The sequence below is a fragment of the Streptomyces sp. NPDC088915 genome, assembly GCF_044749825.1.
GTDB lineage: Bacteria > Actinomycetota > Actinomycetes > Streptomycetales > Streptomycetaceae > Streptomyces.
This window is the reverse complement of record NZ_JBIVIR010000005.1, coordinates 388,651-408,506: the sequence shown is the minus strand read 5'-3', so window position 1 is coordinate 408,506 and position 19,856 is coordinate 388,651. Positions and strand designations below refer to the sequence as shown.

General features: G+C 75.2%; 19 protein-coding genes and 1 pseudogene. 14 read left to right on the top strand and 6 right to left on the bottom strand.

Features of this window, described 5'->3' with window-relative positions; all coding sequences use genetic code 11:
• The first annotated feature begins 223 nt into the window (after positions 1 to 223).
• The 4 genes from ACIP5O_RS12350 to ACIP5O_RS12335 all read left to right on the top strand — a co-directional run bounded on the left by ACIP5O_RS12350 (position 224) and on the right by ACIP5O_RS12335 (position 4,945).
• Positions 224 to 727 (top strand): DUF6643 family protein, encoded by a 504-nt coding sequence (locus ACIP5O_RS12350; RefSeq protein ID WP_401291876.1) that lies wholly within the window; start codon positions 224 to 226, stop codon positions 725 to 727.
• A 53-nt stretch (positions 728 to 780) separates the two neighbouring features.
• Positions 781 to 1,605, top strand: coding sequence for an MOSC domain-containing protein (locus ACIP5O_RS12345; RefSeq protein ID WP_401291874.1), 825 nt, complete (start codon positions 781 to 783; stop codon positions 1,603 to 1,605).
• Positions 1,606 to 1,717: 112 nt separating this feature from the next.
• A complete protein-coding gene (locus ACIP5O_RS12340; RefSeq protein ID WP_401291871.1) occupies positions 1,718 to 2,326 on the top strand; it encodes a hypothetical protein in 609 nt (202 codons plus the stop codon).
• 180 nt (positions 2,327 to 2,506) lie between these two features.
• Positions 2,507 to 4,945 carry a right-handed parallel beta-helix repeat-containing protein gene (locus ACIP5O_RS12335; RefSeq protein ID WP_401291869.1) on the top strand — a complete coding sequence of 813 codons (2,439 nt, stop codon included), beginning with the start codon at positions 2,507 to 2,509 and terminating at the stop codon, positions 4,943 to 4,945.
• Here the strand turns inward: ACIP5O_RS12335 and ACIP5O_RS12330 are convergent.
• Positions 4,915 to 7,368 carry a hypothetical protein gene (locus ACIP5O_RS12330; protein ID WP_401291867.1) on the bottom strand — a complete coding sequence of 818 codons (2,454 nt, stop codon included), beginning with the start codon at positions 7,366 to 7,368 and terminating at the stop codon, positions 4,915 to 4,917. The genes ACIP5O_RS12335 and ACIP5O_RS12330 overlap by 31 nt on opposite strands.
• Positions 7,369 to 7,507: 139 nt before the next feature.
• On the opposite strand from ACIP5O_RS12330, the gene ACIP5O_RS12325 reads away from it, so the two are divergent.
• The 3 genes from ACIP5O_RS12325 (at position 7,508) to ACIP5O_RS12315 (ending at position 9,465) form a co-directional block, all read left to right on the top strand.
• On the top strand, positions 7,508 to 8,335 hold the full coding sequence (locus ACIP5O_RS12325; protein WP_401291866.1) for a DeoR/GlpR family DNA-binding transcription regulator: 828 nt from the start codon (positions 7,508 to 7,510) through the stop codon (positions 8,333 to 8,335).
• The gene (locus tag ACIP5O_RS12320; protein ID WP_401291863.1) at positions 8,332 to 8,772 is read left to right on the top strand and encodes an SRPBCC family protein; all 441 of its coding nucleotides are present in this window, start codon (positions 8,332 to 8,334) and stop codon (positions 8,770 to 8,772) included. The genes ACIP5O_RS12325 and ACIP5O_RS12320 overlap by 4 nt, the downstream gene beginning before the upstream one ends.
• A gap of 192 nt (positions 8,773 to 8,964) precedes the next feature.
• Positions 8,965 to 9,465: an SRPBCC family protein gene (locus tag ACIP5O_RS12315; RefSeq protein WP_401291860.1), complete on the top strand. Its 501-nt coding sequence runs from the start codon at positions 8,965 to 8,967 to the stop codon at positions 9,463 to 9,465.
• Here ACIP5O_RS12315 and ACIP5O_RS12310 read toward each other — a convergent pair.
• On the bottom strand, positions 9,425 to 10,642 hold the full coding sequence (locus ACIP5O_RS12310) for a PLP-dependent cysteine synthase family protein (RefSeq protein WP_401291857.1): 1,218 nt from the start codon (positions 10,640 to 10,642) through the stop codon (positions 9,425 to 9,427). The two genes, ACIP5O_RS12315 and ACIP5O_RS12310, sit on opposite strands and share 41 nt — an antisense overlap.
• A gap of 211 nt (positions 10,643 to 10,853) precedes the next feature.
• Here ACIP5O_RS12310 and ACIP5O_RS12305 point away from each other — a divergent pair, with 211 nt between their 5' ends.
• Both ACIP5O_RS12305 and ACIP5O_RS12300 read left to right on the top strand, forming a co-directional pair.
• Positions 10,854 to 11,201, top strand: a complete 348-nt coding sequence (locus ACIP5O_RS12305) for a hypothetical protein (RefSeq protein ID WP_401291854.1) — start codon at positions 10,854 to 10,856, stop codon at positions 11,199 to 11,201.
• Positions 11,202 to 11,397: 196 nt separating this feature from the next.
• Entirely contained in the window at positions 11,398 to 11,997 is a 600-nt protein-coding gene (locus tag ACIP5O_RS12300) for an ATP-binding protein (protein WP_401291851.1), read from the top strand.
• Positions 11,998 to 12,057: 60 nt separating this feature from the next.
• Here ACIP5O_RS12300 and ACIP5O_RS12295 read toward each other — a convergent pair whose 3' ends face one another.
• Positions 12,058 to 12,345, bottom strand: a complete 288-nt coding sequence (locus tag ACIP5O_RS12295; protein WP_356542308.1) for an SHOCT domain-containing protein — start codon at positions 12,343 to 12,345, stop codon at positions 12,058 to 12,060.
• 167 nt (positions 12,346 to 12,512) lie between these two features.
• Here ACIP5O_RS12295 and ACIP5O_RS12290 point away from each other — a divergent pair, with 167 nt between their 5' ends.
• Positions 12,513 to 13,103 carry a TetR/AcrR family transcriptional regulator gene (locus ACIP5O_RS12290; protein WP_401291847.1) on the top strand — a complete coding sequence of 197 codons (591 nt, stop codon included), beginning with the start codon at positions 12,513 to 12,515 and terminating at the stop codon, positions 13,101 to 13,103.
• Between the two features lie 63 nt (positions 13,104 to 13,166).
• Positions 13,167 to 13,736: pseudogene (locus tag ACIP5O_RS12285) on the top strand (DUF4865 family protein); the annotation flags it as partial.
• A 59-nt stretch (positions 13,737 to 13,795) separates the two neighbouring features.
• On the opposite strand, the gene ACIP5O_RS12280 reads toward ACIP5O_RS12285, so the two are convergent.
• Positions 13,796 to 14,566: an SAM-dependent methyltransferase gene (locus ACIP5O_RS12280; RefSeq protein WP_401291844.1), complete on the bottom strand. Its 771-nt coding sequence runs from the start codon at positions 14,564 to 14,566 to the stop codon at positions 13,796 to 13,798.
• A gap of 94 nt (positions 14,567 to 14,660) precedes the next feature.
• Between ACIP5O_RS12280 and ACIP5O_RS12275 the strand changes: the two genes are divergently transcribed.
• Complete coding sequence (locus tag ACIP5O_RS12275) at positions 14,661 to 15,125, top strand: SRPBCC domain-containing protein (protein ID WP_401291841.1); 465 nt, start codon at positions 14,661 to 14,663, stop codon at positions 15,123 to 15,125.
• Positions 15,126 to 15,139: 14 nt separating this feature from the next.
• Here the strand turns inward: ACIP5O_RS12275 and ACIP5O_RS12270 are convergent, their stop codons facing one another.
• Complete coding sequence (locus tag ACIP5O_RS12270) at positions 15,140 to 16,366, bottom strand: ROK family protein (RefSeq protein WP_401291838.1); 1,227 nt, start codon at positions 16,364 to 16,366, stop codon at positions 15,140 to 15,142.
• 671 nt (positions 16,367 to 17,037) lie between these two features.
• Here ACIP5O_RS12270 and ACIP5O_RS12265 point away from each other — a divergent pair.
• Together ACIP5O_RS12265 and ACIP5O_RS12260 are read left to right on the top strand one after the other, a co-directional pair.
• Complete coding sequence (locus ACIP5O_RS12265; protein WP_401291835.1) at positions 17,038 to 18,270, top strand: MFS transporter; 1,233 nt, start codon at positions 17,038 to 17,040, stop codon at positions 18,268 to 18,270.
• Between the two features lie 79 nt (positions 18,271 to 18,349).
• On the top strand, positions 18,350 to 19,105 hold the full coding sequence (locus ACIP5O_RS12260) for a maleylpyruvate isomerase family mycothiol-dependent enzyme (protein ID WP_401291832.1): 756 nt from the start codon (positions 18,350 to 18,352) through the stop codon (positions 19,103 to 19,105).
• A gap of 345 nt (positions 19,106 to 19,450) precedes the next feature.
• On the opposite strand, the gene ACIP5O_RS12255 is transcribed toward ACIP5O_RS12260, so the two are convergent.
• Positions 19,451 to 19,849, bottom strand: coding sequence for a MarR family winged helix-turn-helix transcriptional regulator (locus tag ACIP5O_RS12255; RefSeq protein ID WP_401291830.1), 399 nt, complete (start codon positions 19,847 to 19,849; stop codon positions 19,451 to 19,453).
• Between the last annotated feature and the right edge of the window lie 7 nt (positions 19,850 to 19,856).

Sequence of the window (19,856 nt, the reverse complement as noted above, 5' to 3'; positions counted from 1 at the left end):
TTTTCTTTATGCGTTCTTCATGCCGGGGGCACCGGGCGGCACCACGGCACCGCCGACCGGTCGGTAACCCCCTCCGAACTCGGCTTTTACGTGATCTTGAGACAGAACGTCGTCCCTTTTTGCCACGTTCGCTCGGATTGGGGATCCATCGCTTCACGAAGCCCGTCAAACAACCTTCTAATCGGTCTCCCCAAGCAGCACATCGTGGGCTTAACTTATGGCCATGACCTCCCCCCGCTCCACCTATGGAGGCGGTTACCACACCGCGCCGTCCTTCCCGGACACCCCGATCTACGACTCCCTGGTCGCGGAGCGGGGCACGCCTCAGATCGCCCCGATCCGAGTGCCCGCCGCCTACGACACCGGCAGCAGCTTCCCCACCGGTGGAAGCGGCTCCTACCTGCCGGCGCTCTCCTCGGCGCTGCCCGCCCTCCCGGCGGCGCCCACCCCGCAGCCCGCCCCCGCCTACAACGGCGGTTACGGCTACCCGCAGCCCGCGCCGCAGATGGCCCCCGTGCCCCTGCAGCAGGCCCCGGCCCCGTACATCCCGCAGCAGCCGTCGGCCCCGCGCGGCTACCCGAGCGGCCCGTACCCGCAGCAGCAGCCCCGCCCGGCGGCCGCCGGCTACGAGGCGATGCGTCCGGCGGCGCCCCGGCCCGCCCCGGTGCCGACCCCCGGCCCCTACGCGGACCCGTACAACCGGCCCTACCAGGGCGGGAGTTACTGACCCCCCGGTAAATCGGCGGGTCTCCGGACCGGGGCGGCTGGCAGGATGACTCCATGTCCTCTTCCGTGCTCCGCTCCGTCCACGTCCACCCGGTGAAGGCCATGCGCGCGCTGACGTACGCGGAGGCCGAAGTGCAGCCCTGGGGGCTGGCCGGGGACCGTCGCTGGACCGTCGTCGACGCGACGGGCAAGGTCGTGACCCAACGCCGTCACCCCCGGATGGCGTTGGCCGCGGCCGAACCGCTGCCCGGTGGCGGGGTCGTCCTGTCCGCGCCCGGACACCCGCCGCTGGCGGTCGAGGTACCGCACCCCTCGGTCACCGTCACGGTGGACGTGTTCGACAAGCCGGTGGAAGCCGTCCCGGCCGGCCCCGGCGCGGCCGCGTGGCTCTCGGCGTTCCTGGAGGGCGACTTCCGGCTCGTCCACATGGACGCGCCGGAGCACCGGCGCCCGGTGGACCCGGCGTACGCGCTGCCCGGCGAGACCGTGAGCTTCGCGGACGGCTATCCGCTGCTCGTCACCACCACCGCCTCGCTCGACGCCCTCAACTCCCTGATCGCCCGGGGCGACCGGGCCGAGGAGGGTCCCCTGCCGATGAACCGGTTCCGGCCGAACCTGGTCGTCGGGGGGACCGGGCCCTGGGCGGAGGACGGCTGGACCCGGATCGCCGTCGGAGAGGTCACCTTCCGGGTCGCCCGGCCCTGCGGACGCTGTGTCGTCACCACGACGGACCAGTCCACCGCCGCGCGCGGCAAGGAGCCGCTGCGGACCCTCGCCCGGCACCGCAAGAGCGACGGCCGGGTCCTCTTCGGCCAGAACCTCGTCCCCGAGCACACCGGCACGGTCCGGGTGGGCGACCCCGTCAAGGTCCTGGACTGACCCGCCCCCGCCCGCCGGGGCGCGCGTCACACTTCGCCGCCCCGGCGGGCGGGGAACGCGCCCCCGGGGCACACTCGTTGGAGAAGCAGCGAACAACGAGGGGGGTCCGGACGTGCGCGCAGCCCTGGGAGTCTGGCGCTGGCGGCGCAACCCCCTGCGCCGCACCACGGACCTCGTCGAGGCGTGGATCGCCCTCGTCGCCGTCGTCCTGCTCTGCGTCGCGGCGCCCCTGGCCGGCCTGCGCACCGGCACGTCCGCGGACGAGTCGCTCCGGCGGGCGGTCCGCGTACAGCAGGAGCGGCGGACGCCGACGACGGCCCGGGTGGTGCGGTCCGCCGACGCGCCCGCGAGCGGGCCCCGGACCGCCGAGTCCGGCGGGGAGGAGCGGTTGCGCCGCTCCGTGGTGGCCCGCTGGACCGCCCCGGACGGCTCGACCCGGACGGGGACGGTGGCGACGGCCCGGCGGCACTCGGCCCCCGGCGACACCTTCTCCCTGTGGACGGACCGGACCGGACGCCCGGTGGCACCGCCGCTGCGCCCGGACGCCGCCCGCGCGCACGCGATCACCGCGGGGCTCACGGCCGCGCTCCTCACCGGCCTCCTGGTCGAGACCGTCCGCCGGCTCGCGGTCCGCCGGCTCGTCCTGCTGCGGTACGCGCGGCTCGACCGCGCGTGGGCCGCGACCGGTCCCGACTGGGGCCGCACCGGCACCGGAAGCTGATCGGGTCCGACCGGTCCCGACCGCTCCGGACCGCCCCGGACCGGCGGTGACGCACCCCGGGCACCAGGCGCGTTCCCGGTGCGGACGGGGGTACGCGACCCGTCATCCCCACGCCGCCGCGCGCGCTACGGTGGGGCATCGGATCAGCGGCGAGGCATGAGGCGGGGGCAGGACACACCCATGGCACAGGGCACGGTCCAGGTGACGCACACCGGCACATCGCGGTGGCGGCGCCGCACGGGTGAGTACCCCTCCCTCGCCGCCGCCCTGGAGGCCGCGGGCGACGGGGACGTGCTCACCGTCGCCCCGGGGACCTACCGGGAGAACCTGGTGGTGCGGCGGGCCGTCACCCTGCGCGGCCCCGAGGGCGGGGTCGGCTCGGTCCGGATCGCACCCCCGGACGGGGTCCCGCTGACCCTGCGCGCCTCCGTCGTCCTCCAGGACCTGCACGTCGAGGGCCAGGACGTGGCGGCGCCCGCGCTGCTCGTCGAGGACGGCACGCCCGAGCTGCTCGACCTGCGGATCATGACCCGCTCGGCCGCCGGGATCGAGGTGCGGGGTGCCGCCCGGCCCACGGTCCGCCGCTGCACGGTCGACAACGCGGCGGGGATCGGCATCGCCGTGCTCGACGGCGCGGGCGGGGTGTTCGAGGAGTGCGAGGTGGTGTCCGCCGGGCAGGCGGGCGTCTCGGTGCGGGGCGGCGCGCACCCGCGCCTGGAGCGCTGCCGGGTGCACCACGCCTCCGGTGCCGGGATCGCCGTCACCGGCGAGGGCAGCGCCCTGGAGGGCGTGGGCTGCGAGGTGTACGAGATCAAGGGCGCCGGGCTCCAGATCGCGGCCCGCGCCACCGCCCACCTCACCGACTCCTCGGTGCACCGCACGTCGGCGGACGGCATCACCCTCGACACCGACGCCGTCCTCACCCTCTCCGACTGCGACATCCACGACGTCCCGGAGAACGCGGTCGACCTGCGCTCGCGCTCGGTCCTGACGCTCACCCGCTCGACCGTCCGACGCTTCGGCCGCAACGGCCTGTCGGTGTGGGACCCGGGGACCCGGGTGGACGCCAACCAGTGCGAGATCCACGACAGCACGGGCGACTACCCGGCGGTGTGGGTGAGCGACGGGGCGACCGCCGTCCTCGACGCCTGCCGGGTGCACGACGTGCCGGACGCGCTGTTCGTCCTCGACCGGGGCTCGCGCGTGGACGTGGTCGACAGCGACCTGTCGCAGGTGCGGAACACGGCGGTGTCGGTGAGCGACGGGGCGACGGCCCAGCTCGACGACTGCCGCATCCGGGAGGCGTCCACGGGCGCCTGGTTCCGCGACCACGGCAGCGGCGGCACCCTGTCCGGCTGCACGATCGACTCCGTGCAGACCGGGGTCATCGTCACCAAGGGCGCCGATCCCACGATCGAGCGGTGCACGGTCACCTCGCCGGCCGAGGCCGGCTTCTACGTGTCGGCGGAGGGGCGCGGCTCCTTCCACGGCTGCCGGGTGACGGGCAGCGGCGGGTACGGCTTCCACGTCACGGACGGCTGCCGGACGACCCTGCGCAAGTGCCGTACGGAGCGGTGCGCGCGCGGCGGTTACGAGTTCCCGGAGGAGGGCGCGGTCGCGGAGGAGTGCACCAGCGACGAGAGCGCGGTCCGCTCCTCCGTGCCCGACTCCTCCGGCTCCGGCTCCTCCCCGGCCGGCGGCGGTACGGTCCTGACGGAGACGCGGACGGCCGGGCTGCTCGGCACCGTCCCGGCCTCCCGGCCCGCGACCGCGGCTCCGGCGCCGGCGCCGGAGCCCGTCCCGGAGGCCCGCTCCTCGCAGGACGTGCTCGGCGAGCTGGACGCCCTGGTGGGCCTGGAGAGCGTCAAGCACGAGGTGCGGACCCTCACCAACATGATCGAGGTGGGGCGCAGGCGCCAGGAGGCCGGGTTCAAGGCGGCCTCGGTCCGCCGCCACCTGGTCTTCACGGGCAACCCGGGCACGGGCAAGACGACCGTGGCCCGGTTGTACGGCGAGATCCTCGCCTCGCTCGGGGTCCTGGAGCGCGGGCACCTGGTGGAGGTGTCCCGGGTGGACCTGGTCGGCGAGCACATCGGCTCGACGGCGATCCGCACCCAGGAGGCCTTCGACCGGGCGCGCGGCGGGGTGCTGTTCGTCGACGAGGCGTACGCCCTGTCGCCGGAGGACTCGGGCCGTGACTTCGGCCGCGAGGCGATCGACACCCTGGTGAAGCTGATGGAGGACCACCGGGACGCGGTGGTGGTCATCGTCGCCGGGTACACGGCGGAGATGCAGCGCTTCCTCACCGTGAACCCGGGCGTGGCCTCGCGCTTCTCGCGGACCATCACCTTCGGCGACTACGAGCCGGAGGAGCTGCTGCGGATCGTGGGGCAGCAGGCGGACGAGCACGAGTACCGGCTCGCCCCGGGCACGGACGAGGCGCTGCTCGCCTACTTCGCCAAACTGCCCAAGGGCCCGGCCTTCGGCAACGGGCGCACGGCGCGGCAGACCTTCGAGTCGATGGTGGAGCGGCACGCGGGACGGGTCGCCGCGCTCGACGAGCCGAGCACGGACGACCTGACCCTGCTCTACCCGGACGACTTGCCCGAGCTGCCCTGACCCTTCTCCTCCCGGCCGGAGACCTCCGCTTCGGAGGCGTCCGGCCCGCGGGTCCCCGGTCCGGAAGCCCCCTTCCCGCAGGGCTCCGGCGGCTCCCCGGCCCCGCGCTGCCGGGGGACGGCGGGCGGGAGGCGGTCGAGGAGGCCGGTGCGGCAGTGGATGAAGCCGGGGTCGGCCTGGTAGTCGGAGTGGCCCAGGATCGGTTCGGGCAGCGGGTGGTCGCGGGTGCGTCCGTAGGCGACCGGGTCGAGCAGGACCGGCTCGTCGACGGCGGGCCGCCCGTCCTCGGCGACGACCCGGACGGGTCCGCCGATCGGGTCGGTGGCGCGGTAGAGGTTGCTCCAGCAGTGCACCGTGCGGTTCAGGGAGCCCAGGGCCTCGGGGCCGAAGTAGGCCGGGAACCAGCGTCCGTAGAGCCGCTCCAGGGGTGAGCCGTAGGTGAGCAGGGCGACCCGGCGGCGGGTGGCCGGCTTGAGCTGCCAGACGGCGGCGGCGGCGAGGACGCTGCCCTGGGAGTGCCCGGAGATGACGAGCCGGCCGCCGGTGCGCCGGGTCCAGGAGCTCATCCGCCAGGTGAGGTCGGGGACCGCGCGCTCGGCGTAGCAGGGCGGGGCGAAGGGGTGGGCGGCGCGGGGCCAGAAGGTGCCGACGTCCCAGAGGATGCCGATGGTGCGGCGGGCGGAGGGGTCCCGGTAGGCGCGGCGGCCCCAGGTGACGAAGAGCAGGAAGCCGAAGCCGATCATCCAGGAGCCGAGGGCCTGGGTGGCGGAGGCCAGGGCGGCGACGGCGGGGTGGGCGCCGTCGAAGGCCCGGCCCGGCACGTTCCCGCTGGCCCAGGCGCCGACGACGGAGGCGGCCCCGAAAAAGAGGGTGGCGCCGGAGACGACGCCGACGAGGACGGGCGCGGAGTCGGTGAGCGTCGCCCGGGCCCGGACGGTCGCGATCCGTCCCGTACGGACCGGGTCGCGCTCGTCACCGGTGGCGTAGTCGGCCTCGACCTCCGAGCGCAGGCGCCGGGCGGCGAGCACGGTCCGGGCGGCGAGGAGGGCGGCGGGCACGGCGAGGAGGAGGAGCAGGACGGGGATGACGGACGCCTGCCAGCTGAGCAGGACGGGCGGGCTTATCCGGGGGCCGGGGTCGCCCATGCCGGGGGTGGCCGGTCCGTCGAGCCAGTCGGCGACGCGCTGGGCGACGCCGCCGGACATGACCCCGCCGAGGGCGCAGGCGAGCATGGCGACGGCTGGCCCGCCGAGTCCGTACAGGGCGGTGCGGGGGTCCCGGCGGGGGCGCTGGAGGAGGAGGGCGACCGCGCCGAGGGCGACGACGAGGGCGCCCTGGGCGACGGTGAGGGCGCTGAAGACGGCGTCGCCGGGGAGGGTTCCGGACGAGACCCAGCCGGGCCGGGACCAGCCCGCGTACAAGGCGGTGACGAGGAGCAGGGCGAGGGAGGCGCCGGGCAGCCAGGAGACCAGGGCGCGTTCGAGTCGCAGGTCGAGGCGGTTCTCGCTGCGGCCGCGCCGGCAGACGACCCAGAGGACGACGACGCCGAAGGCGGCGACGGCGGCCTGGAGGATCCGGCCGAGGACGGCTCCGGCCCCGGGTGCGGCGGTGTCGTGGCGGGCGGCGGCCGTGACGAGGGCGGCGGCGACGGTGAGGAAGCCGGCGGCGGTGTGGGCGGCCCTGAGCCGGGCGACGAGCCGGCGGCCGTACCAGAAGCCGGGGCGTCCGAGGGCGGCGCGGGACCCCGGGGCGACGGTGGCGGTGTCCCGCCGCTCCGACGGCGTGTCGTAGCCGGTGGGCGGGCGCTGGGCCTCGTACGCGGTCCAGGTCCGGTTGGACAGGTACCAGAGCAGGCCGACGAGGACGGCCGGGACGAGGGCGGCGACGGCGAGGCGGCGGCCGGGCAGGGACCACCAGCCACCGCGCTCGACGGAGAGGAAGCCCAGCCAGGAGGCGGAGTCGACGCAGGCGGGGGCGGCGGCGCACTGCCAGGCCGTCAGGTCGAGCGCGACCTCGCAGGCGGCGGCGGTGAGCAGGACGGTGAGGGTGAGGGCGACGAGCCGGACGAGGACCCCGTAGAGCCGGGCGAGCCGGCGTCCGCCCGGGGCGGGCGGGCGCATCCAGTGCGCGAGGTTGGCGACCATGAAGGGCAGGAGCAGCAGCCATAACGCGCGGGTGCCGTCGCCGGAGGTGAGGTTGGACCAGCAGTACGCCTCCGGTACCGGGCGCCCGGCGTACCGCCCGGGGTGCTCCTCGGCGTCGGCGTCCTCGATCCGCCGGTACACGGCGGCGGTCCGGTCGCCGGTGATCCGCACGGTCCTGGGGTCGTCGAGCATGTCCTGGGGGGTGGCTCCGCCGACTCCGTGGACGAGGAGTTCGAGCGCCGCGTCCCCGCTCTCCGGGGCGGGTGTGGCAGGGGACACTGGGGCTGCTCCCTCATGAGGTGGGAAGATGCGACGTCGGAGACAGGATCGCGGACGGCCGTGCGGCCGCGCACGACCCCTCACCGAATTTCACCCTCATCCCCATATCCCGTCCCCTGCGGAAGGACCGGCCCCGGCGGTGACTGACAACCAGAACCTCCTCGCGGAGCAGCGGCGCGCCCTGATCCTCGACGAGGTCCGGCGGCGCGGCGGTGTACGGGTCAACGAACTGACCCGCCGTCTGAGCGTCTCGGACATGACGATCCGCCGCGACCTGGACGCGCTGGCCCGGCAGGGCGTGCTGGCCAAGGTGCACGGCGGGGCCGTCCCGGTGGTCGAGGCGAGCACCCACGAGCCGGGCTTCGAGGCCAAGTCGGTCCTCGAACCGAGCGCCAAGGACGAGATCGCGCGGGCGGCGGCGGCCCTGGTGACGCCGGGCACGGCGATCGCCCTGTCCGGCGGGACGACGACCTACGCGCTGGCCCGGCACCTGCTGGACGTGCCGGACCTGACGGTGGTGACCAACTCGGTGCGGGTCGCCGACGTGTTCCACGAGGCGGGGCGGACGGGCGGGGCGGGCGAGCCGCGGCGCGGGGCGGCGACGGTCGTCCTGACGGGCGGGGTGCGCACGCCGTCCGACGCGCTGGTGGGGCCGGTCGCGGACCGGGCGATCCGCTCGCTCCACTTCGACCTGCTCTTCCTCGGGGTGCACGGCGTCTCGGTGGAGGCGGGTCTGTCGACGCCGAACCTGGCGGAGGCCGAGACGAACACCTGCCTGATGCGTTCGGCGCGCCGGGTGGTGGTGGTCGCCGACCACACCAAGTGGGGCACGGTGGGCCTGAGTTCGTTCGCCTCCCTGGACGAGGTGGACACCTGGGTGACGGACGGGGGCCTGTCCGAGGGGGTGCGGGCGGAGGTGTCGGAGCACGTGCCGGGGCTCGTGGTGGCGGGCGGGGAGCGGGCGTGAGCCCCTTCCGGGTCGAGCGAACCGTGCCGGCGGCGCCGGAGGAGGTGTGGCGGCGGCTCACGGACTGGCCGGCGCACGGGCGGCAGGTGCCGCTGACCCGGACGAGGGTGCTGACACCGGGGCCGAACGGCGTGGGGACCCGGTTCACCGCCCGGACCGGGATCGGCCGGCTGTCCTTCGACGACCCGATGGAGGTCGTGCGCTGGGAGCCCCCGTCGGCGGGCCGTCCCGGCGCCTGCCGCCTGGTGAAGCACAGCCGTGTCGTGCGGGGTTGGGCGCTGATCGAGGTGGCGGAGGCACCGGGCGGCGGCTGCCGGGTGGTGTGGACGGAGGAGCTGACGGTACGGGGCGTGCCGCGGGCCCTCGATCCGGTGCTCGCGCGGGCGGGACGGGTGGTGTTCGGGCGGGCGGTGGACGGGCTGCTGCGGGAGGGGTGAGGGACGGGACCCGCCGCGGTCGCGGTCGAAGCCGTGGCCGTGTCCGAAGCCGTGACCGTATCCGAAGCCGTGGCCGTATCCGAAGCTTGACCGTGACCGTGACCGCGGCCTCAACCGCGCCCGAATCCTGTGCTGTTGACAGCACGTCAGCTAAGGTGCCCTTTCCGCCCGCGTCCCCCGGAGGTCCGGTCCATGGCACGCCGACTGAGGCCGGTGGAGCTCGACTTCACCGCGTCCGCGCCCGTCCGCCTGGTGTTCACGGCCACGCTGGCCGCCCCGCCCGCGGCCGTCTACCGCTCCCTGGCCGTGGAGGTGGGGAGCACGCCCTCCTGGTTCACCGCCCTCGCCTCCGCCGTCCCGACGGGCGACGGGGCGGGCCGCAGCGTCCGGCTGCGGGGCGGGATCGCCCTGGAGGAGACGATCCTGGCCGCCGAACCCCAGGTCCGCTACGCCTACCGGGTGGACACGACGAACGCCCCCGGGCCCACCGCCATGGCGGAGGAGTGGGCCCTCTCCCCCGCCGGGCGGGGCACGACGCTGCGGTGGACGATGGCCGCCGACGGCCCGGCCCCGTTCCGCCTCGCGCTGCGGTGTGCGCGACCGGGTCTCGGACGGTCGTTCCGGGGCGCGGCGCGGCGGCTCGACCGGCGGCTCACTCCGGCCAGGCCCCCGTCGCCAGGAAGCTCTCGATAGCGGCGGTGTACGGGGCGATGTCGAGGCCCTGGGCGGCCAGCCAGTCGTCGGAGTAGTACTTGTCGAGGTAGCGGTCGCCGGGGTCGCAGATCAGGGTGACGACGCTGCCGGTGCGCCCGTGCGCGACCATCTCGGCCACGATCTTGAAGGCACTCCACAGGCCGGTGCCGGTGGAGCCGCCCGCCTTGCGGCCGATGGCCGTCTCCAGGGCGCGGACGGCGGCGACGCTCGCCGCGTCGGGCACCTTCATCATGCGGTCGACGGCCCCGGGCACGAAGCTCGGTTCCATGCGGGGGCGGCCGATGCCCTCGATGCGGGAGCCGCAGTCGGCGGTGGCGTGCGGGTCGTGGTGGGTCCAGCCGTCGAAGAAACAGGAGTTCTCGGGGTCGGCGACGCAGATCCGGGTGTCGTGCTGCATGTAGTGCACGTAGCGGGCGATGGTCGCCGAGGTGCCGCCGGTGCCCGCGGTGGCCACGATCCAGGTCGGCTCCGGGTACCGCTCCAGCCTGAGCTGCTGGTACATCGACTCGGCGATGTTGTTGTTGCCGCGCCAGTCGGTGGCCCGCTCCGCGTAGGTGAACTGGTCCATGTAGTGGCCGCCGGTGCGCTCGGCGAGGGCGGCGGACTCCTCGTACAGGGTGCGCGAGTCGTCGACGAAGTGGCAGCGCCCGCCGTGGAACTCGATGAGCCGGCACTTCTCGGGGCTGGTCGTGCGGGGCATGACGGCGATGAAGGGGACGCCGATGAGCTTGGCGAAGTACGCCTCGGAGACGGCGGTCGAACCGCTGGAGGCCTCGATGACGGGCCGGTCCGGCCGGATCCAGCCGTTGCACAGGCCGTAGAGGAAGAGGGAGCGGGCGAGCCGGTGCTTGAGGCTGCCGGTGGGGTGGGTGGACTCGTCCTTGAGGTAGAGGTCGATGCCCCAGTGCTCGGGGAGCGGGAAGCGCAGCAGATGGGTGTCGGCCGAACGGTTGGCGTCGGCCTGGACCTTGCGGACGGCCTCCTTCAGCCAGGCCCGGTAGGCGGGGTCGCTGCGGTCGATGTCGACAGTCGCCGTGGCGGTGGCGATGCCCCCGGGGGTGGCCGCGCCGCCGGGAGTGACGGTGCCTCCGGGAGCAGTGGTGCCTCCGGGGGTGACCGACGAACCGTTCTGCGCACTGCGCTCGGTGGTGCTCATCCGCGCTTCTCCTCGATCGCTTCCCCGGGGGTGCTCCCCCGGGTGCTCCACTTCCGACGATACCGCTCCCACCTGGGCAAACGTTCCCTTTGACCTTCCATAGGGAAGACTTGCGGAAGGGTGTGCGAGAGGGCCACTGGTGCGGTCGCGGACGGCCCGGCACACTGGGAGCGGCAACCCGGGGAAAACGGGTGGGAAGGGGCGGATCGGCATGCAGGAACCGGAGTTCAGCGCCAGGGGCGTGGGGATCAACCGCTGGCTGCGCTCGCTGACGCGCGCGGGCGAGGTGCGGATCGAGGACGGGCGACTCGCCCTGCTCACCAGTTACGGCAGCGAGATCGACAGCGCGCCGGTGACGGCGGTGCGGGCGGGGCGCCCGTGGTTCGCGGGGCCGGACGAGGCGGTGGCGACCGTGAACGGCACCCGGTACCGGCTGACGCTGCACAAGAACGGCCGCGCCGACGAGGCGGCGGAGTCCGGGGAGCCGAGGGCCTCGGAGGAGTCGGAGGAGTCGGGCCGCTTCCTCGCCGCGCTCAAGCGGGCGGCAGGACGGCGCTGACGCCGGGGCGCACCGCGCCCCCTCCCACCTGGCACGGTTCGCCGTGAGTTGCGGGACGGTCACCACTGGCCCACGCTGGAATCACCTCACCGAGGGTTGACAGGTGGTGACAGTGCGTTGTGGCCGCCACCCCATTGGACCGCACGAGAGATCCGAACCTTCGTCTTCTTCCGGACTACTTCGGGGAGTCGCAGCCGTGATCAGCGAACCGAGCAGGTACTACGCGGTGGAGCTCCAGGCCCTGCCGCAGCGGATCGGACAGATCCGCAGGATTGTCTCGGCGCATCTGCGCCACTGGCATCTCGACGCCCTGGTCGACCATGCCCTGCTGGGAGTCACCGAGCTCCTGACCAACGTCCACCGGCACGCCCGGCCGGACAAGCGGTGCACCGTGGAGGTCGAGCTGCTGCTCGACCGCCTCACGGTCTCCGTCAGGGACCACGACCCGCGCCTGCCGCGGACCGACGGCCCGTTCGGCGATCCGGCCGACACGCCGGCCGACGGCCTCGCCACCTCCGGCCGGGGCCTCGCCCTGGTCGGCGCGGTCAGCGAGAGCTGGGGCGTCCGTCCCTGCGGGGACGACGGGAAGGTCGTGTGGTTCACCCTCGCGGCGCCGCCCGTGGGCGGCCCCGTCGAGACGCGCGAGGAAGTCGTGTACGGCGCCGCGACCGAGGGCCCCTTCACCGGGTACGAGCGGGTCCCCGCCGTCCCCCTGGGCGTCCCGGCCGACCCGGTCCTGAGCCCCGCCCCCGCGGTGGCCGCCGCCCGCCCGGTCCTGGCGGGCCGGGCGGGCTGAGGGACCCGGGCGGGCGGGGGCGGGTCACCGTCCCCGTGCTCCTCGGGCCCCGTGTGCTCCTCAGGCCCCGCGTCCCTTGGGGCCCGCGACGCGACCGAACTGCTCCTCCAGGACAGTGAGGCGCCGCCAGTACTCGTCCTCGTCGATCTCACCGGCGGCGAACCGGTGGCCGAGCAGGGCGATCGGCGAGTGTTCGTCCGGCCCGCCGGCGCGACCGGCGCGGAGGTCCCGGCCCCGGCGCCACCCGGCGCGACGGGCGAGGGTGACGACCCCGACGACGGCGACGGCCCAGACGAGGGGGAAGAGAAGGGCCCACGGGCCGGGGCCCGCGTGGGCGAGTGTGTTCATGGCGATCCAGCTCCTCGGTGCGTACGGAGGGACGTGTCCCTGGTCCGAGAGTCGCCCCGGGAGGGCTCCCCGCGCGTCGTACGGGCAGCGGCTTCCCGCGTACGCCACGGGGAGTACGCCCCGCTCTCCCCGCCACCCAGCCCACCCTTCCTTCTGTACCTACTGGTATGTACAGTACGGCCATGGGGACGAACGACACCTCCGAGCGGCTGGTCGAGGCGACCCGCGAACTCCTGTGGGAGCGCGGCTACGTGGGCACCAGCCCCAAGGCCGTCCAGCAGGCGGCGGGCGCGGGCCAGGGCAGCATGTACCACCACTTCGCGGGCAAGCGGGACCTCGCCCTGGCGGCGATCCGGCGGACGGCCGAGGAGATGGACGCGGCGGCCGGGGCGGCCCTGGAGGGCGGCGGATCGGCGTACGCCCGGATCGAGGCGTACGTGCTGCGCGAGCGCGACGTCCTGCGCGGCTGCCCGGTGGGGCGGCTCACCATGGACCCCGAGGTGATCGCGGATCCGGAGCTGCGCGCCCCCGTCGAGGAGGTGATCGGCCGGCTGCGCGCCCGCCTCGCCGCGATCGTGCGCGAGGGGCGGGACAGCGGCGAGCTGGACGGCTCCCTGGATCCGGAGGAGACCGCCGCGACGGTCGTGGCGACGGTGCAGGGCGGATACGTGCTGGCCCGCGCGACGGGGTCGCCGGCGCCCTTCGACAGCGCCGTACGCGGTCTGCTGGCGCTGCTCGCCCCGCGCCCTGCCCGCTGAAACCGACGCGTTGGAACCGACCCGTCGCACACGACTCGCCGAAGAGGAACCGGAGCCCGTTCCGTGCACGCGATGCAGTACGAGATCACGCTTCCCGCCGACTACGACATGGGGATCGTCCACGAGCGGGTGGCGACCCGGGGCCATCTGCTCGATGCCTTCCCGGGCCTCGGCCTGAAGGCGTACCTGGTCCGGGAGCGCGGGGCGGACTCGCCCGTGAACCAGTACGCGCCGTTCTACCTGTGGGTCACGCCCGAGGGCATGAACTCCTTCCTCTGGGGACCGGGCTTCCAGGGCGTCGTGAACGACTTCGGCCGGCCGGTGGTGCAGCACTGGACGGGCGTGGCGTACGAGGAGGGGCCGGCGTCCGCGTCGGCGCCGCGCACCGCGACCCGGCTCAGGACCCCGCTCGGGGAGGCGGTCCCGCCGGGCGAGGCGGTGGCGGAGGCGGTGGCCCGGCACGCGCGGGAGGCCCGGCGGGACGGGGTAGTGGCCTCGGCCCTCGCGGTGGACCCGCGCCACTGGGAGCTGCTCTCCTTCACCCTGTGGGCGGACCCGGAGGCGCCGTCCGGCGAGGGCGAGCGCTTCCGGGTGCTCCACCTGTCGGAGCCGGGACGGGCGGAGCTCGGGCGGGCGGAGCTCGGGCGGGCGGAGCTGGGGCAGGCGGAATTGGGGCGGGCGGAGCCGGGGACTCAGGCCACGGCGACCAGCGTCAGACAGGCGATGCCGAGGACACCCCGGTAGCCGTTCAGCCAGCCGGAACGCTGCCGGTCGACGCGCTCGCGCGTCTCGGCGGCGAGCGGATGGCCGGGGTTGGCAGCGAGCCAGACCTCCGTGTCGTACCGGTAGCCGGACTCGAACTCCTCCCACTCCTCGGCGCTCGCCGTCTCGATCCAGGCGGGCCGGAACCCGGCTCCGATCGCGAGGTCGACGAGGGCGCCGAGGGAGAGGTGGTCGTCGGCGCGGGCGCCGGGCCACATCCCGGCCAGTTCGGCCCCGGTGGGGGTGCGCTCCCAGAAGCCCTCCCCCAGGACGACGCGGCCTCCGGGCCGGACGAGCCGGCGGAGTTCGCGCAGGACGGCGGCGGGGTCGTACGGCAGGTCGGGGTCGCAGAGCGCCTGGCCGGCCCCGAGGCAGAGGACCGCGTCGACGGGGCCCCGGTCGGTGCCGAGCGCCGACTCCTCGACGAAGGTCACGCGGCCGGCGAGCCCGCGCTCCTCGGCGAGGGCCCGGCCGCGGGCCAGGTCCTCGCCGTTGATGTCGATCCCGACGCCCTCGGCTCCGGGAACGGCGTCGAGGAGGCGCAGGAGCAACTCGCCCCAGCCGCAGCCGATGTCGAGCACGTCGGCGGGCCCGGAGGCGGCGAGCCGCCCCAGGACGCGGGCGGCGCGGGCCTCGGAGAGCGGCCCGTGGAAGGTGAGGCCGCCGAGGCGCGGGGGAAGTGCGGAGTCGGAGGAGGTCATGGGGCGGAACGGTACGTCGTACGGCCGGTCCGCCCCACCGGTTTTCGATCCGGCTACCGGGCGGAGACGCCGTACGGGTCCTAGCCTGGGGAGGGTGTACACCACGCGCGTGTCCCGTCACGTCGACGCCCCGCCCCTGGCCGTCTACCGGACGCTCCTCGACCCGGAGGCCGTCGCACGCTGGCGGGTGCCGTACGGCATGACCTGCCGGGTGCACGAGTTCGACGCGCGCGAAGGGGGCGCGTTCCGGGTCTCGCTGCGGTACGAGGGGGAGGACGGCGCCGGGAAGTCGGGGCCGCGCACGGACACGTACCACGGCCGCTTCGTGGAGCTGGTGCCGGACGAACGGGTCGTCGAGGTCGTCGAGTTCGAGACGGCGGACCCGCTGCTGCACGGGGCCATGACCCTGACGACGACCCTGGTCCCGGACGGCGGCGGCACCGAGGTCCTGGTCGTCCACGAGGGCGTCCCGGACGCGATCCCCGCCGCCGACAACGAGACCGGCACCCGCACGGCCCTGGACCGTCTTGCGGCGCTGCTCGAAGGGCGCCCGGAGTAGTCGGGCGGCTTTCCTCAGACCGGTTCGCGGGAGAGGGCCGCCAGGGGGTCGTCCAGGACCGGCTGCCAGGCGAGTTCGGCGGCGCCCACGAGGCTGTTGTGGTCCAGGGTGCAGGGGAGGATCGGCACGCCGCCGCTGCGGCCCCAGAGGCTGCGGTCGGCGACGACCGCGCGGAGGCGCTCGGGGTCGGCGTCGAGGAGTTCGCGGTGGAGGCCGCCGAGGACGATCCGGTCCGGGTTGAGGATGTTCACCAGACCGGCGAGGCCGAGTCCGAGACGGTCGATCAGCTCCCCCACGGCGACCCGGACGCCGGGGTCGTCCGGGCTGGTGCGCAGCAGGTCGCGGGACTGCTGGAGCAGCGAGACCTCGGGGCCGGGGACGCGGCCGGCGGCCGTGAGGAAGGCGAGCGGGTCGGTCTCGACGTCGAGGCAGCCGCGGCCGCCGCAGTGGCACGGGCGGCCCTCCGGGTTCACCGTCAGGTGGCCGACCTCCAGGGCGAGGCCCGAGCTGCCGGTGTGCAGGCGCCCGTCGAGGACGAGCGCGCCGCCGACGCCCCGGTGGCCGGTGGCCACGCAGAGCAGGTCCCGGGCGCCGCGCCCGGCGCCGTGGCGGTGCTCGGCGAGGGCGGCGAGGTTCACGTCGTTGCCGGTGAAGGCGGGGCCCTCGATGCCGGCCTCCCGCACCCGCTCGGCGAAGATCTGCCGGACCTGCGCCCCGGCGGGCCAGGCCAGGTGGAGCGGGTTGAGGGCGGTGCCCTCGGGCTCGGCGACCGCGGAGGGCACGGCGAGGCCGGCTCCGACGCAGCGGCGGCCGCTCTCCGCCAGGAGGGCAGCTCCGGCTTCGACCACGGCCCCGAGGACCTGGGCGGGGTCGGCGGAGACGACGACGCTGCCGGGGGCCGTGGCGACGATCGTGCCGCCGAGGCCGACGAGCGCGGCCCGGAAGCCGTCCGGGTGGACCTGTGCGGCGAGGGCGACGGGGCCCTTCTCGTCGACGGCGAGCCGGTGCGAGGGGCGGCCCTGGGAACCCGCGGCGGCGCCGGGGTTGGAGTCGACCCGGATGAGGCCGAGGGCCTCCAGCTCGGCGGCGACGGCCCCGGCGGTGGCGCGGGTGACGCCGAGCTCGGCGGTGAGGACGGCCCGGGTCGGCGCCCTGCCGGTGTGCACCAGCTCAAGCGCGGGGCCGAGCGCGTTGCGCCCCCTGTCCAGCCGTGTCCGGGTCGTCGTCGCCTTGCCGTTCATGGGGGCGAGTCTCCCATGATCGGACGGCGCTCCCGACCTCGCGGGGCGAGGGCCCGCCCTCCACGACCTGGGTCTCGACCCCGTGACCGGGGAGCCCGGCTCCGCGACCGGGAGCTCGACTCCGTGGCCGGGGACTCGGCTCTGTGACCAGGTGCTCGACTCCGCGATCGGAGGCTCGACTCCGTGACCAGGTGCTCGACTCCGCGATCGGGGTCGTGGCCCCGCGGCCGGAGACGCGCCCCCTCCCAGGGCCGGGCGCTCGACTTCGCGATCGGAGTCTCGACCCCGTGGCCGGAGACACGCCCTCCCGGGGCCGGGTGCCGTCTCTGCGATCGGGGCTCGACCCCGTGGCCGGGAGGCCTCCCACCACGACCAAGCGCTCGCCCCCGTCGCCGGAGGCCCGCCCCCGTGACCGGGCTCGCCCTCATCGCCGGAGGCCCGCCCCCGTGACCGGGCTCGGCTCCACGCCCGGCAGAGCCGCCCCGCACACCCCGTGGACCGCCCCACGCACCCCGGGGACCTCCCCGCACACCCCATGGAACGCCCCACACACCCCGGGGACCTCCCCGCGCACACCCCATGGAACGCCCCACATGCCCCGGAAACCGTCATGCGGCCCAGGTACGGCCCCGCCGGTTGATTCGTCCGCCGCCCACCCCTATCCTGAATTTGTGCCGCTACTAAACAAAGTACGGACGGCCGTCTCGGGGGGTCCCGGCGGAGACACCGCCACCCGCTCCCTGTCCCGCCTCCGCTCCGCCCTGACCCTCTTCTTCGCCCTCGACGGCTTCCTGTTCGCCGGCTGGGTGGTCCGGATCCCCGCCGTCAAGGAGCAGACCGGCGCCTCCGCCGGGGACCTCGGCCTCGCGCTCCTCGGAGTGTCGGCGGGCGCCGTGGTGACCATGACGCTGACCGGGCGGCTCTGCCGCCGGTACGGCTCCCACGCCGTCACCGTCGCCACCGCCGTACTCCTCTCGCTCTCCGTCGCCCTGCCCGCGCTCACCCGCTCCCCGCTCGCCCTCGGCCTCGTCCTGCTCGTCTTCGGCGCCGCGTACGGCGGCATCAACGTGGCCATGAACAGTGCCGCCGTGGACGTCGTGACCGCGCTGCGGCGCCCCGTGATGCCCAGCTTCCACGCCGCGTTCAGCCTCGGCGGCATGCTGGGCGCGGGGCTCGGCGGGCTGCTCGCCGGAAGCCTCTCCCCCACTGCCCACCTCCTCGGCCTCACGGTCGTCGGCCTGGCCCTGACGGCCGCCGCCGGGCCCGTACTCCTGCGCCGCCCCTCCCCCGCCCCGCCCGAGACCCTCCCCGTCCCGCCCACCGCCTCCGGCACGCGACCGGGCGCCCCGGCCCCGCGCCGTACGGTCCTCGTCTTCGGGCTGATCGCGCTCTGCACGGCGTACGGCGAGGGCGCGCTCGCCGACTGGGGAGCCCTGCACCTCACCCAGGACCTGCACGCCCATCCCGGGGTGGCCGCCGCCGGGTACTCCGTGTTCGCGCTGACCATGACGGCGGGACGGCTCTCCGGCACCGCGCTGCTCGAACGCCTCGGCCAGACCCGCACCCTGGTCGCGGGCGGCGCGACCGCCGCCGCGGGGATGCTGCTCGGCGCGCTCGCGCCGACCGTCTGGGCCGCGCTCCTCGGCTTCGCCGTGACCGGTCTCGGCCTCGCCAACATCTTCCCCGTCGCCGTGGCCCGCGCCGGCGCGCTCGCCGGTCCCGGCGGGGTGGCGACCGCGTCCACCCTCGGGTACGGCGGGATGCTGCTCGGCCCGCCCTCGATCGGGTTCCTCGCCGACTGGTTCTCGCTGCCGGCCGCGCTCACCACGGTCGCGGTGCTCGCCGCCGGTGCCGCGGTGATGGGCTACCGGGCCCGGGACGCGAAGGCCGTCCGGACGGTCTGACGCACCTGCCCCGCGGCCGTGCCCGCGGCCTCCCGTCCCTGTCAGAATCCGTTCCACGGACACGACCACCGGGGGGACGATGAAGATCGCGGAGCACATCGAGGCGCTGGACGGCGCGGGCCTGGGCCTGGCGGAGGCGGCGGCCGGAGCCGGGCCGGACGCGGAGGTGCCGACCTGTCCGGGGTGGCGGATCCGCGACCTCCTCCGGCACGTGACGACGGTGCACCACTGGGCCACGGCCTTCGTGACCGAGGGGCACACCGCGTACCGCCCGGAAGGCGGCGAACCGGCGCTCGACGGCGACGCGTTGCTCGCCCACTACCGCGAGGGGCACGCGGCCCTGGTCGCCGCCCTGCGCGCCGCGCCGGAGGAGCTGGAGTGCTGGACGTTCCTCCCGGCACCGTCGCCCCTCGCCTTCTGGGCCCGGCGGCAGGCGCACGAGACGACCGTCCACCGCGCGGACGCGGAGTCGGCGCTCCCGGCGGGCCCCGGGCCGGTGGCTCCGGCGGTCGGCGCCGACGGGATCGACGAGTTGCTGAGCGGCTTCCACACCCGCAGCCGCAGCCGGGTGCGCACGCCCGGACCCCGGACCCTGCGGGTGCGGGCGACGGACACCGGTGACGTCTGGACCGTACGGCTCTCGGCGGACGCCCCGCGCACGGAACGCACGACCGGCTCTCCGGCCGCCGACCCCGTGGACGCGGAGCTGAGCGGACCGGCCGGGTCGCTGTACCTGACGCTGTGGAACCGCCTGCCCGAGGACGCGGTCACCGTCACCGTCACCGGGGACGCCTCGCTCGTCCGCCTGTGGCGGGAGAGGTCGGCGATCGGCTGAGACCGGGCGGGTCCCGGACGCCCCCACGGGGCCGGCGGGAGGAAACGCTTCGCAGCCGTGGACCGGCCGACGGAGGGACGGCGGGGCTGCACCGGGAGGTGCAGCAGCACCAGCGGTGCGCCGATCACCCACCGGAGCCAGGCACTGTCGTCTCCTGCCGCGTCCGGGGCCCGCGTCCCGTTCCGGTTCCCGTGCGTCAGCACCGGGCGCTCCTCGCCGCCTCGAAGCGATCGGGGCGCACGCGCGCCGCTCACCCTGACGATCACCCCGTCAGGGTGCCACGCGGGCGGACGCCTCAGGAAGGCCCGGGAAAGCTCGGGAAGGCCCGGAAAGGCCCGGGAAGGTTCAGGAAGACCGGTCCAGCATCCGGGTCAGGACCTCGCGCTGGAGGGGCTTCACCTCGGCGTGGCGGCCGAGGCCCTTCTCGGTGAGCCTCACCTGGACGCCGCGCCGGTCCTCGGGGCACATCCCCCGGGTGACCAGGCCGTCCTTCTCCAGGCGGGCGACGAGCCGGGACAACGCGCTCTGGCTGAGGTGGACGCGGTCGGCCAGCTCCTGGACGCGCCAGGCCGCCGGGCCGTCCTCGGACGCGCCCTCGGCGAGCACGTCGAGGACCTCGAAGTCACTGGCACCGAGTCCGTGCGGATGGAGGGCCCGGTCGAGCTCACAGGTCGTCCGGGCGTGCACGGCGAGGACGTCACGCCACTCGTCCACGAGCGCGCGTTCGGACTTGTTCGCTGCCATGACCGCA